Origin of the sequence: Halomonas sp. Ps84H-12 (assembly GCF_024124725.1) — a bacterium.
Taxonomy (GTDB): domain Bacteria; phylum Pseudomonadota; class Gammaproteobacteria; order Pseudomonadales; family Halomonadaceae; genus Vreelandella; species Vreelandella aquamarina.
In genome coordinates this window covers 1-15,210 of the sequence record NZ_JAMXSJ010000009.1, presented here as the reverse complement: position 1 = coordinate 15,210, position 15,210 = coordinate 1, and the positions used below count along the sequence as shown (strand labels likewise).

The 15,210-nt window shown below is 54.5% G+C and carries 16 protein-coding genes; 5 read left to right on the top strand and 11 right to left on the bottom strand.

All coding sequences use genetic code 11. From position 1 onward, the window contains the following. Positions 1–14: 14 nt before the first annotated feature. The 8 genes from NH344_RS06465 to argC all read right to left on the bottom strand — a co-directional run bounded on the left by NH344_RS06465 (position 15) and on the right by argC (position 7,882). A complete protein-coding gene (locus NH344_RS06465; RefSeq protein ID WP_054640719.1) occupies positions 15–782 on the bottom strand; it encodes a ParA family protein in 768 nt (255 codons plus the stop codon). After that, positions 782–1,447, bottom strand: a complete 666-nt coding sequence (gene rsmG, locus NH344_RS06460) for a 16S rRNA (guanine(527)-N(7))-methyltransferase RsmG (RefSeq protein ID WP_054640718.1) — start codon at positions 1,445–1,447, stop codon at positions 782–784. The genes NH344_RS06465 and rsmG overlap by 1 nt, the downstream gene beginning before the upstream one ends. Then, on the bottom strand, positions 1,444–3,348 hold the full coding sequence (mnmG, locus tag NH344_RS06455) for a tRNA uridine-5-carboxymethylaminomethyl(34) synthesis enzyme MnmG (RefSeq protein WP_062361054.1): 1,905 nt from the start codon (positions 3,346–3,348) through the stop codon (positions 1,444–1,446). The genes rsmG and mnmG overlap by 4 nt, the downstream gene beginning before the upstream one ends. Positions 3,349–3,927: 579 nt before the next feature. Continuing rightward, complete coding sequence (locus NH344_RS06450; RefSeq protein WP_054644921.1) at positions 3,928–4,686, bottom strand: amino acid ABC transporter ATP-binding protein; 759 nt, start codon at positions 4,684–4,686, stop codon at positions 3,928–3,930. A gap of 10 nt (positions 4,687–4,696) precedes the next feature. After that, complete coding sequence (locus tag NH344_RS06445; protein WP_054640716.1) at positions 4,697–5,368, bottom strand: amino acid ABC transporter permease; 672 nt, start codon at positions 5,366–5,368, stop codon at positions 4,697–4,699. Between the two features lie 107 nt (positions 5,369–5,475). Beyond that, positions 5,476–6,243 (bottom strand): transporter substrate-binding domain-containing protein, encoded by a 768-nt coding sequence (locus NH344_RS06440; RefSeq protein ID WP_062361052.1) that lies wholly within the window; start codon positions 6,241–6,243, stop codon positions 5,476–5,478. A 148-nt stretch (positions 6,244–6,391) separates the two neighbouring features. Beyond that, positions 6,392–6,745, bottom strand: a complete 354-nt coding sequence (gene erpA, locus NH344_RS06435) for an iron-sulfur cluster insertion protein ErpA (protein ID WP_062361049.1) — start codon at positions 6,743–6,745, stop codon at positions 6,392–6,394. Between the two features lie 102 nt (positions 6,746–6,847). After that, positions 6,848–7,882: an N-acetyl-gamma-glutamyl-phosphate reductase gene (gene argC, locus NH344_RS06430; protein ID WP_062361047.1), complete on the bottom strand. Its 1,035-nt coding sequence runs from the start codon at positions 7,880–7,882 to the stop codon at positions 6,848–6,850. Between the two features lie 170 nt (positions 7,883–8,052). On the opposite strand from argC, the gene NH344_RS06425 reads away from it, so the two are divergent. From NH344_RS06425 to NH344_RS06405, 5 genes are all read left to right on the top strand, one after another. After that, positions 8,053–9,852, top strand: a complete 1,800-nt coding sequence (locus NH344_RS06425) for a chloride channel protein (RefSeq protein ID WP_062361044.1) — start codon at positions 8,053–8,055, stop codon at positions 9,850–9,852. Between the two features lie 27 nt (positions 9,853–9,879). After that, entirely contained in the window at positions 9,880–10,311 is a 432-nt protein-coding gene (gene hemJ / locus NH344_RS06420; protein WP_058577321.1) for a protoporphyrinogen oxidase HemJ, read from the top strand. Further along, complete coding sequence (locus NH344_RS06415; RefSeq protein WP_054644923.1) at positions 10,311–11,120, top strand: hydroxymethylpyrimidine/phosphomethylpyrimidine kinase; 810 nt, start codon at positions 10,311–10,313, stop codon at positions 11,118–11,120. Before hemJ ends, NH344_RS06415 begins: the two co-directional genes overlap by 1 nt. Before the next feature lie 36 nt (positions 11,121–11,156). Continuing rightward, on the top strand, positions 11,157–12,437 hold the full coding sequence (gene hemL / locus NH344_RS06410; protein ID WP_058577319.1) for a glutamate-1-semialdehyde 2,1-aminomutase: 1,281 nt from the start codon (positions 11,157–11,159) through the stop codon (positions 12,435–12,437). Between the two features lie 86 nt (positions 12,438–12,523). Further along, entirely contained in the window at positions 12,524–12,901 is a 378-nt protein-coding gene (locus NH344_RS06405) for a hypothetical protein (RefSeq protein ID WP_172515158.1), read from the top strand. A 61-nt stretch (positions 12,902–12,962) separates the two neighbouring features. Here the strand turns inward: NH344_RS06405 and NH344_RS06400 are convergent, their stop codons facing one another. The 3 genes from NH344_RS06400 to NH344_RS06390 form a co-directional block, all read right to left on the bottom strand. Then, entirely contained in the window at positions 12,963–14,216 is a 1,254-nt protein-coding gene (locus NH344_RS06400) for a hypothetical protein (RefSeq protein WP_058577318.1), read from the bottom strand. A 61-nt stretch (positions 14,217–14,277) separates the two neighbouring features. Further along, a complete protein-coding gene (locus tag NH344_RS06395) occupies positions 14,278–14,820 on the bottom strand; it encodes a hypothetical protein (RefSeq protein ID WP_052509917.1) in 543 nt (180 codons plus the stop codon). 199 nt (positions 14,821–15,019) lie between these two features. Next, positions 15,020–15,210: hypothetical protein (locus NH344_RS06390; RefSeq protein ID WP_253027661.1), on the bottom strand; the 191-nt coding region annotated here is incomplete at its 5' end.

Below are 15,210 nucleotides of genomic sequence, written 5' to 3'. Positions count from 1 at the left end.
TACAGCGGCAACCGTTACAGCGATAGACGCCGAATCATCTCTTTGGCCAACACGCGATAGGCTTGGCTCCCCCGCGAAAAACGCGCGTATTGAGTGACCGGTACGCCGTGGCTTGGCGCTTCAGCGACTTTCACGTTGCGCGGAATCGTCGTTTTCAAAAGCGCATCGCCGAAAAAGTCGCGTAGCTGCTTATCTACTTCTCGGGTGAGACTGGTGCGCTTATCGTACATGGTGCGCAAAATGCCGGAGACAGCCAGCTCAGGATTCACGCTTTGCTTGATCTGCTCCACCGTATCCAGCAGCGCCGAGAGCCCCTCTAGGGCGTAAAATTCACACTGTAGCGGAATCAGTACGCCATGCGCGGCGGTGAGCGCATTCACCGTCAGCATATTCAGCGATGGTGGGCAGTCGATCAGCACCACGTCGTAATCGTCCGCGACGCTGGCAAGTGCAAGCGATAGGCGGCTTTGACGTTGGTCGCTATCCAGTAATTCCACTTCCGCGGCGGTCAGGTCGCCGTTACCGGGTAGAACATCGTAATGAACCGGCAGCCCGCGAACGATAACCTCGCCCGCAGTGGCTTCGCCAAGCAACACGTCCAGCACGCTTTTCTCAAGATCGTACTTGTCGATCCCGCTGCCCATGCTGGCATGGCCCTGTGGATCCAAGTCCACCAGCAGTACGCGGCGGTCAAGAGCAGCCAGGCTGGCGGCCAGGTTAACGGCTGAAGTGGTCTTGCCCACGCCGCCTTTTTGGTTGGTCAGGGCAATGATCTGGCTCACTACTCAACTCCTTTTGGGGTCAGGATCAACAGCTGCCGCTCGGCCGTTTCAAAGGGTACATTCAACAGGTGGCGCTCGCTGAGTTCAATGCCTTCCGGCAGGTTACGCAGCTCGTCATCAGCACCGGGGCCTTTCATTGCTAGCCACTGGCCATTTGCAGATGGCAGGGGGCGCGTTAGTGTCACGAAATCCACCAAACTGGCAAACGCACGTGAGATCACCTGATCAAAGTGCTGGCCGGTGAACTGCTCTACCCGTGCCTGAGTAGGCGTCACGTTGGTCAGCGCCAACTCCATCACCGCTTGGCGCTGGAAGCGGACTTTCTTGCCATTGCTATCCAGCAGCGTCACCTGAAGTTCGGGCTTCATAATCGCGAGTACCAAGCCGGGTAACCCAGGCCCTGCCCCCACATCCAGCAGCGTTGGGCCGTGAACGTAGGGAGCAACGGCGGCGCTATCCAGCACGTGGCGAGAGACCATCTCTTCAACATCGCGCACTGCGGTGAGGTTATAAGCCCGGTTCCACTTGTGCAACAGCGCCAGTAAACCAAGTAGCTGCTCTCTCTGTTCAGCGCTGATGATTACTCCCAGCGCCGATAGGCCTTGATCAAGTCGTGGTGCAACGCCATTGGGTAAGCTGTTGACCAGCGGCTGGAGTCGACTCATCCGTTGGCCACCTCGGCGTTGGTAATCAGGCGGCGTTTTTTCAGATGCACGAGCAGAATCGATATGGCTGCGGGCGTTACCCCAGAAATCCTGGCTGCATGTGCAAGGGTTTCTGGACGGGTATCGCTGAGTTTTTGGCGAATCTCGTTGGAGAGACCTTCCACCTGGTGATAATCAAGCTCCGCAGGCAGCGGCGTAGCTTCATGACGCTTAAGCTTATCGATCTCATCCTGCTGACGATCAATATAGCCCTGATATTTGGCTTGAATTTGCACCTGTTCGGCCACGGCTTCGTCATGCACATCACCGCTTTTCATACCGGGGAGCGAGGTAATATCGGCATACGTTAGCTCAGGGCGTTTCAGCAAATCGCTTAAGCAGTACTCTCGGGGTAGCGGCCTGCCGGTTTTTTCAGCGATTTTTTCTGCCGCCGGGCTATTGGGTTGCACCCAAGTGGTGGCCAAGCGTGCAGTTTCCCGCTCGATGGCTTCGCGCTTTTGACTAAATGCGGCCCAGCGCGTGTCGTCGACTAAGCCTAGCTTGCGGCCTTTTTCGGTCAGGCGCAGATCGGCATTGTCTTCACGCAGCAGCAGGCGGTATTCCGCCCGCGAAGTAAACATGCGGTAGGGCTCTTTGGTGCCCATGGTGATTAAGTCGTCTACCAAAACGCCAAGGTAGGCTTCATCACGGCGGGGGTACCAAGCGTCGAGCTGTTTAGCGCGGCGAGCGGCGTTTAAGCCCGCCAGTAGCCCCTGGGCACCCGCTTCTTCATAACCGGTTGTGCCGTTGATTTGTCCGGCAAAAAACAGGTTGTGGATAAATTTGGTTTCCAGCGAGTGTTTCAAATCCCGCGGATCAAAGAAATCGTACTCAATGGCATAGCCAGGACGCGTGATGTGTGCGTTTTCTAACCCTTTGATCGAGCGCACCACCTGCAGCTGCACATCAAACGGCAGCGAGGTCGAGATGCCGTTTGGATAGAGCTCGTGGGTATCCAGGCCTTCAGGCTCGATGAACACCTGATGGCTCGATTTGTCGGCAAAGCGGTGCACTTTATCTTCAATCGAGGGGCAGTAGCGCGGGCCGATCCCTTCAATCACGCCAGAGTACATTGGCGAGCGATCCAAGTTACCCAGAATAATCTCGTGGGTGCGCTCGTTGGTGTGCGCGATATGGCAGCTCACCTGCTGGGGATGCATCTCCCGCGAGCCGAGGTAAGACATCACCGGCGTTGGGGTATCGCCCGGCTGCTCTTCCAACTGCGAAAAATCGACGGTTTTGGCATCGATACGCGGCGGCGTGCCGGTTTTGAGCCGGTCAACGTGAAACGGCAACGCACGTAGTCGTTCTGCCAGCGCGTTGGAGGGCGGATCACCCGCGCGGCCTCCGCGGCTTTGATCCAACCCGATGTGGATAACGCCACCGAGGAAAGTACCGGTTGAGAGCACGACCGATTCCGCGTGAAAGCGAATGCCGGTTTCAGTTACGACGCCGCGCACGGTGTCGTTATCCACAATGAGATCACCTGCTGCCTGCTGAAAAATTGTCAGGTTGGGTTGGTTTTCCAGCATCCCGCGAATGGCTGCTTTGTAGCGGATGCGGTCGGCCTGGGCACGGGTTGCGCGCACCGCTGGCCCTTTGCGTGCGTTGAGCACGCGAAACTGGATGCCGCCTAAATCTGTGGCTAGCCCCATTGCACCGCCGAGCGCATCAATTTCTTTCACCAAATGGCTTTTGCCGATGCCGCCAATGGCGGGATTGCACGACATTTGGCCAAGTGTCTCGATGTTGTGGGTTAGCAATAGGGTTTGACAGCCCATACGAGCAGAGGCCAGTGCGGCTTCAGTTCCCGCATGGCCACCGCCGATGACAATCACGTCAAAGCGGTCGGGGTAGTTCAAGTGACACCTCGTCTTGTGCCTGTTGGCACGGATGATGTGGTCAGCATATCGGCGCTGATGGAATAAGCCCGCCAGTATAAACCTCCTGTGGGTAACCGTCAGGTTTTTCCACACCCCGGTTTAAGGGTTCTGTCTTTATTAATAACAAAATAAAAATAAATAAGAGAAGTTCTGTTGATGTAGTAACTACTGGTGTGGACAAAATCTGTTGATAAGTCTACTAACGCTAGCTTTATCAGTATTTTACATTGTTGACCTTTAGGTGATTAAGCAGCGGAGTGCCTGCGTAGAAGCGGTGTTGGAGCTGTGGATGAAAGTGCGACTTACCCACAAGGCTGACTGACAACGGGTTATCCACCGCTGGGTACCTGGCTTGTTACCGCACCTGTGAACAACCTGCTTCACATACTCAAATCATGCTGATAAGCGCTCATGGTGGGCTTCGTGGCGAAGTAGCGAGGAGCGTGTAAAAAATAGTATCCACAGGCAAAAAAAAATGGCCTGTCATGAAGACAGGCCATTAGATAGGACGTTTTAAGCGCAATATTGGCGATTTAAGAGCGCATGGTTAGCACGACATTAGTGCTTCAGTACCCGTGCCAGGAACGACTGAGTGCGTTCGTGTTGAGGGGAATCGAAGAGCTGCTCAGGGGTGCCTTGTTCGGCAATTTCGCCTTTATGGATAAAGATGATGCGGTCGGCTACCTCACGTGCAAAGCCCATCTCGTGAGTAACAATCACCATGGTCATCCCCTCTTTGGCAAGCTCCCGCATGGCGTCTAGCACTTCGCCAATCATCTCGGGGTCAAGGGCTGAGGTTGGCTCATCAAACAGCATGAGGCGCGGCTCCATGGCCAACGCACGCGCCAGCGCCACACGCTGCTGCTGGCCACCGGAGAGCTGGCTGGGGTACTTATTTGCCTGGTCGGCAATACCTACGCGATCAAGTAGCCGCTTGGCAGTCTCTTCGGCATCCTGACGGCTCCAGCCACGCACCTTCATCGGTGCGAGAGTGACGTTATCGAGCACGCTAAGATGCGGGAACAGATTGAACTGCTGAAACACCATGCCCACTTCGGTGCGGATGGTTTGTAGCGCCTGACTGCTTTTACCGTTCGGTAGCAGCGTATTGCCGTCCACATCCAAGCTGCCTGACTGAAACTCTTCTAAGCCGTTGATACAGCGAATGAGTGTGGATTTACCCGAGCCGCTGGCCCCGATGACCACGACGACTTCACCAGGCACAATTTCCAGGTCGATATCTTTGAGTACGTGCAGGCTGCCAAAGTGCTTGTGGAGCTTTTGCATACGCACAATGGGCGTTTGAGTAGAAGTCATTGTGCGCTCCTTATTGTCCGGCGAGGCCGCGGCGCTCGATTTGGCGCAGCACCAGTGAGAGGGTCCAGGTAATGGCGAGATACATCAGTGCCACCATGAAGTAGACCTCCAGCGCGGTGAAGGTGGTGGCGATATAGATCTGCCCTTGGCGTACCAGCTCACTGACCCCGATAACCGAAAAAAGCGAGGTATCTTTGATACTGATAATGCCCTGGTTACCCAGCGGTGGAATCATACGGCGCAGTGCCTGCGGCCAGATCACATAGCGGAACGCCTGCACCCGAGAGAGGCCAAGCGATAGCGATGCTTCCCGCTGGCCGCGCTCGATGGACTGAACGCCGCCGCGCACAATTTCAGAGATATAGGCACCGGAGTTGACGGCAATGGCCGCTATACCCGCTACCAGGGCGTTGATGGGCCCACCCAACAGTTGCGGCAAGCCGTAAAAGATAAACAGCACTTGGACCAAAATAGGGGTGCCGCGGAATACTTCAACATACACAACCGCAGGCCAGCGCAGCCAGCGTACCGGGCTAATACGCAGTAACCCAAAGAAAATACCGATGAAAAAACCAATCGCCAGGCCGCCAAATGAAATCAGTAGCGTCCAGGGAATACCGGGTAACAAGTAGGGGATCGACCCGAACGCAGCCGACCAATCAAACTGAAAGTTAACGTCCACGCGTTATCTCCAGGCAAGGGGAACAACGACACAGGGCCGGGGGTAAATGGCCGCCCAGCCCTGTGGTGAGAGTCGCTTTAAGCGTTGGTTATGGCATATAGCGCTAATTACTCAGCGCTGGGTGCTTCACCGAACCACTTTGTGTAGATCTCATCGTAGGTGCCGTCTTCACGCATAGCGGCCAGCGCTTCGTTGGTCGGCTCTACCCACTCGCTGCCTTTGTGAAATACGATGCCGTACTGCTGACCTTCGTACAGCGGGCCGACGACTTTAGTGCGACCTTCGCCACGGGTTTGTGAGAAGTAAGCCACGTTTGGTGCATCATAAAACACGGCGTCTACGTTGCGGCCCAGCAGCGCCATGTACATATCAGCGGTGCCTGGGTAGGGCGTGATATCGGCGTCTTCGCCAAGCTCTTGTTGTAAGAAGTCGTAGCTGGTGGAGCCGATTTTGGTGGCCACTGACAGTCCTTCGAGATCCTCGATGGAGGAGACCTCTTCGTTATCAGCACGTACGATGATTTGCAGACCGGAGTCGTAGTAGGGATCAGAGAAGTCAACGACCTGAGCACGCTCTTCGGTGATGGTCGTGCCAGCAATGGCAATTTCCTGGCTGCCGGTTTGCACCGCAGGAATGATGCCCGAGAACTCCATGGTGGTGAGGTTGACGTCAAAGCCAGCGCGATCAGCGACTTCATTGATGATGTCCATATCAAAACCGATCATTTCACCGGTCTCGGGGTCGAGCATTTCGAAAGGCACAAAGCTTGGGTCAGTGGCCACGTTGACGGTAGGCGTTTGCGCAAACGCAGTGGTACTGCCCAAACCCAGTGTGATGGCGGCCGCAATAGTAGAGGTAGTGAATAGGTGTTTCATTAGTTTCCCCATGTTTTATGTGGTTAGCCGCGCAATTTATAGAATTTTTTTTCTTATAAATTGGCTAGGCAACCGTTATTGACCTTTCAACCTTGGCGAGAAACCGCCAAGGCGTCAAGTCATGGGGAGGGGTTGTCACCAACGTTGGTCACACCATAAACGAGGCGCCACATCCGCACGTGGTAGTGGCATTGGGGTTTTGGATACGAAATCGAGCCCCTGCTAGGCCCTCCTCGTAATCCACTGTGGAGCCTACCAAATACTGATAAGAGAGCGGGTCGACCACCAGCGTGGCATCGCCAAACTCAATCAGCGTGTCGTCTTCGGCAACGCTGTCCGCGAAGTCGAAACCGTATTGAAAGCCAGAACAGCCGCCGCCGGTCACGTACACGCGCAGCTTAAGCGCAGGGTTACTCTCTTCTGCCATCAGTGCTTTGATACGCTTACGGGCGCTATCAGAGAGTAATAAAGGGGTTGGAACAAAAGCTTCTGCACCGCTCATGGGTACCTCCCGCGAGCTTTAAGAACGAATAATCCGTATTAGGGGGTGATTATGGGTAATTCCCAGCAAATTGGTCAACTATTGCTGGGAATTCCTCAAACGTTAGGGCATCAGCGCGGGGGCGTTAAGCCCCATGTGCTCATCAAAGCCAAACATCAAGTTAAGGTTTTGAATGGCTTGCCCAGAAGCGCCCTTCACCAGGTTATCAATGACTGAAAGCACCACAACCGTATTGCCGTTACCCGGGCGGTGGACCGCGATGCGGCAGGTATTGTTGCCTTTGACACTGCGGGTTTCCGGGTGGCTGCCGGCGGGCATGACATCGACAAACGGCTCGTTGGCGTAGCGCTGCTCAAAGAGCGCCTGTAGATCTTCTGGCTCGGCGGTCAGCGTGCTGTAAAGCGTGGCGTGAATGCCGCGAATCATAGGCGTTAGATGGGGAACAAAGGTCAACCCCACTGGGTTGGGCTGCATATCGCCCAAGCCTTGACGAATTTCCGGCAGATGGCGGTGGCCACCCGCGCCGTAGGCCTTCATGGATTCACTGGCCTCGGCCAGCAGCGAAGCAACTTTGGCACCGCGGCCAGCACCGGTCACACCAGATTTGCAGTCGGCAATCAGCTGGTTCGGATCAATTAAGCCAGCTTCTAACAGCGGCAGATAGCCTAGCTGAACGGCGGTGGGATAGCAGCCAGGGACAGCAATCAAACGAGCCGTTTTGATCTTTTCGCGGTGCATTTCGGGCAGGCCGTAAACGGCTTCTTCAAGCAGCTCCGGCGCGCCGTGGGGCTGGTCGTACCAACGGCTCCACTCGTCGGCATCCCGCAGGCGGAAGTCCGCAGAGAGGTCGATGACGCGGGTGCCGTTGGCCAGCAGCTCGCCCGCTAAGGCATGGGCAACGCCGTGGGGAGTCGCAAAAAACACCGCATCCATTGCGCCTAGCGCCTTGGCGTCGGGTTCGCTGAATGCCAGCGTGTCGTAGTGACCGCGTAAATTGGGGTACATGTCGCACACTTTTACGCCAGTCTCCGAGCGAGAGGTGATGGCCTTGACGTTTACCTGAGGGTGCTGAGCCAGCAGTCTGAGAAGTTCGACGCCGGTATAACCGGTGCCACCCACGATGCCAACGTTAATCACAAACCACTCCTTGTGCGCTTCGCGCAATCGACGCTTGAATAATTAACAGCCTAATCAGTGTGGCCAGGCTGTTGAAGTGTATCCAGCTATGATACACAAGAGAGCCAGCGCTTAAGAGCGCTGCGCAACGCGAGACAATGAAACGAACAATAAACGCAAGGACGGACGTTGTGGCACGTTTTTCTCGGTCAGATTTCACTCTAGAGAGCTTTCGCCGCCAGTTGGCGAACGTGGATGCCTTACCGCAGCTGTGTGTGCTGGGGTTGGTGTCTGGGGTGATTACTGGGGCAGTGATGGTGGCGTTTCGCCTGCTGCTTGAAGCCGGGGCGGTGCTCTATATGCCGGAGGGGGAGCCGGAAGCCTTCGAAGGATTGTCACCGTGGCTGAGAGCACTTCTGCCGATCGTCGCCGTCACATTGATTGGCCTGTTGCTATATCGGCAGCGCTCCGCTGCGCGCAAGCTCGGGGTCAGCCATGTGATTGAGCGTCTCACCTATCACCAGGGGCGCTTTCCACTGCGTAACTGGCTGAACCAATGGTGGGTGGGGGTCGTCTCCGTGTTGGGTGGCTTATCCGCCGGGCGCGAAGGCCCTGCGATTCATTTAGGCGCGGCGGCTTCCAGCGGGTTAGGGCTAAAGCTGCGGCTGCCCAATAATAGCTTGCGGGTGTTGGTCGCTTGTGGCACGGCAGCCGGTATTTCGGCCTCGTTCAACACGCCCATTGCTGGGGTGATCTTCGCCATGGAAGTGGTGATGATGGAGTACACCCTGATGAGCTTTATGCCGGTGATTTTAGCCTCCACCATGGGCGCGCTGGTGGCGCAGGTGATGTATGGCAATGCGCCCGCATTTCGGATTCCTGAGGTGGCGTTAGGGTCGCTGATGAACCTGCCCTGGATCGTGGTGATTGGCTTGGTCATAGGTTTGATGGCAGGCCTCTTCATCCATATTTCACGAAGTCAGCGCCTACAAACCCTGCCGCTGTGGTTGAGATTGGGCGTCGTGGGTGTCGGCACCGGGGTATTGGCGTGGTGGTTTCCTGAAATCCAAGGCATTGGTTACGACAGCGTGGCGGCAGCGCTGAATAATCAGTTGGCGATCAATGTGCTATTGGCGCTGATGGTTGCCAAGCTGTTGATTACTGCGATTACCGTTGCAGGCGGCGTGCCGATCGGCATTATTGGCCCGGTACTGGTCGCTGGGGCGGCCACTGGTGCACTAGGCGGTATGTTAGGGGGCTGGCTATGGCCTGAGAAAGCTGCTGACCCAGGGATTTATGCCATGCTCGGTATGGCAGCCATGATGGGGGCTGTTCTTCAGGCACCGTTGGCGGCGTTGATGGCACTGCTAGAACTCACTCATACACCGACGATTATGCTACCGGGGATGCTGGTCGTGGTGGTGGCCTGCTTAACGTCGCGGCAGTTGACGGGGTGTGAAGGTTTTTTCATTAGTTCAGTACGCTATGGATTGCATCCGTTACAGCAGCCGCTGATGCAAGCGCTTTCCCGAGTGTCGGTGCCTGCCGTGATGGAGCGTCAGCTGGTGCGTACCGAGCGCATGATCACTCTCGACCAGGCGCGCCGCCTGCTAGAAACGAATCCCATGTGGCTGGTGATTGAGCGCTCCAGTGAGGATAAGCCGGTACTGGGGCTAAAGGCAGCAGAGCTTGCCCGCTGGCTGCTGGAGCACGATAAGGCGCTCGATGGAGAAGTGCCGCCGGAAGATGAGTTAATTGATCTTTTGGAGATTCCCGGCCAGCGGCTGGAAATGGCCCCGATTGGTTTGCAGGCAACACTATCGGAAGCGTTTTTAAAGCTTCAAGACAGTGCGCTTGGGGCGCTTTATGTGGTGCATGGCTATCGACCAAAGCAGCAGCGAATTTCAGGTATCATTACCCGGGGCGCGATCGAGCGTTATTACCACTACACTGACGCTCGGCAAACAGATGCCCGCGAGACTGATTCCTAGCCATACGTCACCGCCTAAGGAGAGACCATGTACGAATGGGTAAAGGCTATTCACTTGATGGCCGTTGTTACTTGGTTTGCCGCACTGTTCTACCTGCCAAGACTTTATGTGTACCACGCCATGGCACGCGACAAAGGTGATGAGCAAGCGATCACTTACTTTAAAACCATGGAGCGCAAGCTTTACCGTGGCATCATGACCCCGTCGATGATCCTGGTACTGATTTTTGGGGGCTGGATGCTCTATTTGGTGCCCGCCTGGTTTAGCCAAGGATGGATGCACGCCAAGCTTACCTTGGTGGCACTGTTAATTGCTTACCACCACGTTTGCTTGATTTACCTTAAGCAGTTTGACCAGTCGCGTTGTACCAAGAGCCACGTATTTTTTCGCTGGTTCAATGAAGCTCCCGTGATTGCACTGGTCGCGATTATTCTTTTGGCGGTAGTGAAGCCCTTTTGATGCGTCAACCTCTTCCCCCTGTTGTTTTAGTGCTAGCGGGTCATGACCCCACGGGCGGTGCCGGACTGGTCGCTGATAGCGAAGCCATCGCCGCCTGTGGCGGTTGGGCGGTGACGATCCCCACGGCGATGACCGTGCAGAACTGCCATAACGTGTCGCGGGTAATGCCAGCCGACCCTGGCGCCATGCGGCAAATGGCCGAAGCTGTCGGTGATATGCAGATTGCCGCGATCAAGCTCGGCCTGCTGGCGGATGAAGCTACGCTGCGGGCTGCGGAGCAAATTATTTGCCGTTTTCCAGGGGTGCCCGTGGTTGCTGACCCGGTTCTCAAAGCAGGGGGAGGCACTATGTTATCCACAGAGGCTTTGCAGGCGCTTTACCGTGATCGGCTGTTACCGCTTGTGGATATCTTAACCCCGAACCGCTTTGAGCTAGCGGCGCTGACGCCTGAGATCCATGAGCCTTATGACGATACCGCCCGTGCGGTGTCACTACTGTCTCAGGGTTGCCAAGCGGTGCTGGTGACGGCAACGGATGACCCATTACCCGGTACGGCACAGCAAGTGGTGCATACACTGCATTCGCCCGACACCACTCGCCAGTGGCAATGGCCGCGGCTGCCGGAAGTATTTCATGGTTCCGGCTGTACGCTCGCGTCAGCCTTAGCAGCGCGTCTAGCGGTAGGTGAGCGCTTACCAACGGCGTGTGAACAGGCGCAGCACTTTACCTGGGAGAGCTTGTCTCACGGCTACCAGCCCCCGAGCGGGCAGTGCTTGCCGAATCGCTTGCCACGCCCCGTGCGCTTTTGATCTCATTGGTAGTAAGACATTTATATAGAGGATGCCATGACCACATCTGCTGAACTGTTTGACCTCGCGAGTCGCCATATTCCTGGGGGCGTGAACTCTCCCGTGCGAGCCTTCAAAGGGTTGCACCGCCCGCCGGTATTCATGGAACGTGCGCAGGGCGCTTACCTCTTCGATGTCGAGGGCAACCGCTACGTCGATTACATCGGTTCCTGGGGGCCAATGATCACCGGTCACGCCGATCAAGACGTGCTGGCAGCCGTGCGTGCGCGGTTGGATAACGGGCTCTCGTTCGGTACCCCCACCGCCGTGGAAACCACCATGGCAGACCTGATCTGCGACATGATTCCCTCCATGGAAATGGTGCGCATGACCAGCTCGGGCACCGAGGCTACCATGTCAGCGATTCGGCTGGCGCGGGGCACCACGGGGCGCGATAAGATCGTTAAATTCGAGGGTAACTACCACGGCCACTCGGATTCCCTGCTGGTAAAAGCGGGCTCCGGTGCCTTGACCCACGGCGAGCCCAGCTCTCCGGGCGTGCCGGCCTCGCTGGCCGAGCACACCATCACGCTCTCCTACAACGACCCGGAGGGGGTGGAAGCGTGCTTTGCCGAGATCGGTGAGCAGATTGCCTGCATCATCGTCGAGCCGGTGGCGGGCAATATGAACTGCATTCCGCCTCAGCCAGGTTTCTTGGAAACCCTGCGCCACGTTTGTAACGAGTACGGCAGCATCCTGATTTTTGATGAGGTGATGACCGGTTTCCGCGTCGCGTTGGGCGGTGCCCAGGCTTACTACGGTGTCACGCCGGATTTAACCTGCTTGGGTAAGATCGTCGGTGGTGGTATGCCGGTCGGCGCGTTTGGTGGCAAGCGCGACATCATGCAAAACATCTCTCCGCTGGGGCCGGTATATCAGGCGGGCACCCTTTCGGGTAACCCGCTGGCCATGGCCGCCGGGGTGGCGCTACTCACCAAGCTGCAGGTACCGGGCTTCCACGACGCCTTGAGCCAGCGCGTACAAACGCTGTGTAACGGCCTGCAAGAGCGTGCCAATGCGGCGCGGGTACCGATGATGACCCAATCTGCAGGCGGCATGTTCGGCGTGTTCTTCACCTCGCAATCCCGTGTGGATAACTTTGCGCAGGCAACCGCTTGCAACCCCGATGCTTTCCGCCGTTTCTTTGGTGCCATGCTTGATCACGGTGTTTATCTCGCACCTTCCGCTTATGAAGCTGGCTTTATGTCGAGTGCCCACACACCGGAAGATATTCAGCTAACGTTGGATGCTGCAGAAAAAGCCTTTGCTGTTATGTAACACTAGGTAACTGGTAGTTAGAACGCCTGCTACACTGCAAGAGCCGCTCATGTTGAGCGGCTCTTGTGGTTAATGAGGTAGCTAACATGAAACGATCATTGGCTTGGCACGTTTCACGACGATACGGCACGCTGTTTATCGCCGTACTTACCCTTGGCTTGCCCATCTCAGGGCTAGCCGCACAGGAGCAGGATATGACCCAGATCCACATCACCATGAGCGGCTCTCCCGGCGCTGAGTTTTCCGCCGAGTGGCGCATTACCCATAACGGCGAAACTGTCGAACATCCTGAAACCCGCGGCACTGTACCCGCAGAATTCACCTTTGAAGGCGACACCCTAGAAGGAACGGTCAAGTTGTTGAGTGACGACGAGCGGCTAGAGGTCGATATCGTCAAAGGCAGCAACCGCTCGCGCTCTTCAACCCAAGGCAAGGGCGGCACGCTGACGGTGGTGGTGCGTTAGGTGACAACACAAAAAAACCGCCCCGGAAGGGGCGGTATGAGAATATTGGACTGGCTAATGATTAATACTGGATAGTGGAAGCGCGGTTGCCACTACCTGTCTGCATCACACTCGCAGATGCGTTGACTGTACCAGTTTGAGTGATAGTTGAAATGTTATTCCAACCGCCAGCAGGAGCATGTGCTTGATTGACATATGCTGTGTGCGCACCTGCTCCACTTTGAATAATGAACGATTCATTAAATTCGGCACCAGGAACACCCACACCTGATTGTTCGACAGTGGCAGATTTATTGTCACCGTTCTGAATTACCCAAGAGATATCTCCTTCTCCTGATTGTGAGATATCAGCGAAGTTACTGTTACCATTTTGTAACACATTAGACTCTCCATATGTGCCACTTTGATTAACATTTGCTTTGTTATCATTGCCGTTTAGTTGGGATACATATGAGTCGTTATAACTACCGGACTGATCCACATATGCGGTATTGAAGTCGCCAACCCCCGCCGAACCTTGCAGAATGTAGGACGTATTCTCATCGCCACTTTGATCCAGCATTGCCATATTAGCATCGCCTGCTTGTTTAATATGGCTAATATTATCCATACCACTTTGGTTAGCATCGGCATAGTTATCAGACCACTGCTGACGAATATAACTTTGGTTACTTTCGCCAGTTTGATTTACCCATGCATTATTATCAGCTGCTCCACCAGTCAGTACTCCCTGATGAATAATCGATTGGTGGCCATTACCGGTTTGAGATACATCCGCGCCATTACGGTCGGCTCCAAACTGATCTACTCGAGACAGGTTACTATCACCTTGCTGCGAAATATTTGCAATAGCACCTGTGCTAAGCTCTTGATCAACATCTGATCGGTTACTATTACCAATTTGGATGACATCAGCTTTTAATGCTGAGCCAGTACTACTTAATTTGTTTTGTGTTACGTTTGATTCGTTTTGTGAACCACCACTCTGTGTTACACTTGCTTGGTTGCCTGTAGTACCAGTAGCTGTCTGGTCAATGGTCGATAAGTTTTCATTTGGGCCTGCAGTAGAGCCGTCCATGTTATCCAATTCATCCTGAAACGTAGTAAACGCTCCATCACGGGATGGCGGAAAACCTGTCCATTCGGCATTATCTACGGTTGAATTTCCATTGTCGACACCATATCCGCCTCCTTGAGGCTGGCCAATACTTGTATAGTTCAGGTTTGAATTCGATGTTACTGTTGTTTGAGCTATAGCAGCGCTGGACAAAGCTAAGCTAACAGCGGCAGCAAGAGCGGTTAGTTGCAGTTTCATGGTGTTTCCCCTTTATTTCGATCAACTTGCTTTGGTGGTGAACTGAGAAGCCAGGTGCGACTCAGTTGATATCGATAGTGACCGGTCGTGAAGTGCCCGAGTAGTTTTGTTGGTGGACATTTACATCGCGTAGGCCACTGCCCGATTGTGAAATCATTAGGTTACTGTTAAAGCCAATTTGAATAGCGTTCAGTGCAACTCCAACACTGTTCCCTTCTTGAATAGCCGTAACGCTATTGTTATAGCCTTGCTGAACAATCACGCCAATGTTGTTGCCATTGTGCTGGATCAAATTGGCCTGATTGTTATATCCAGTTTGTTTAATGTAAGCGAAGTTTTTAAATTGGTAATTCGCTGAACGAGATTGAACGACGCTCGCGCTGTTGTTAATGCCTTGCTGCTGAATGATGCTCACATTGCCTTTTAAATGGCTGACATCTTGAGACTCTACGTATTGTGTGACTCTAGACATGCTGTCAATGAACTGGTCGTTTGCTGAAGCTTCTGGATTTAAACTGGTTAGTAAGACACCCATTACCAATGCCATGCAGGAGGCTACGGATCCTGTCTTTTGATGGGCTGGTAATTGGTTGAACGGTTTCATTGGGCCTTCCTTTTGAAACGTTATGTGTCTTTTTGTTTCCTGTGTTGAGTTTGGACGATTTAAAAGAAGGCGCTATCGGAAATTTTTCTAATCCTTAACTTATAAAGTTGGTGTTTTTTATGAATATATAGGTTATGGTTTTAATCTTAATTGATGAGTTTTTTAATACTAGTACCTATAGCCTGAAAGATAGAAGCCTTTAATAAAAAAGCCGCTTAAGGAAGCGGCTTTGATTAATACCTGAATCCGTGAGACCGGCCCCAGGAAGCACTTCTAACCCACTGACCTGCATGGCAATATAGCCATTATCGCCATTCACCCAGACAGTGCCATGCCCAACATAAAGTTCCGCGCCAGTCGCCGCACCCTCACCAGCCACGCCGGGCTGTC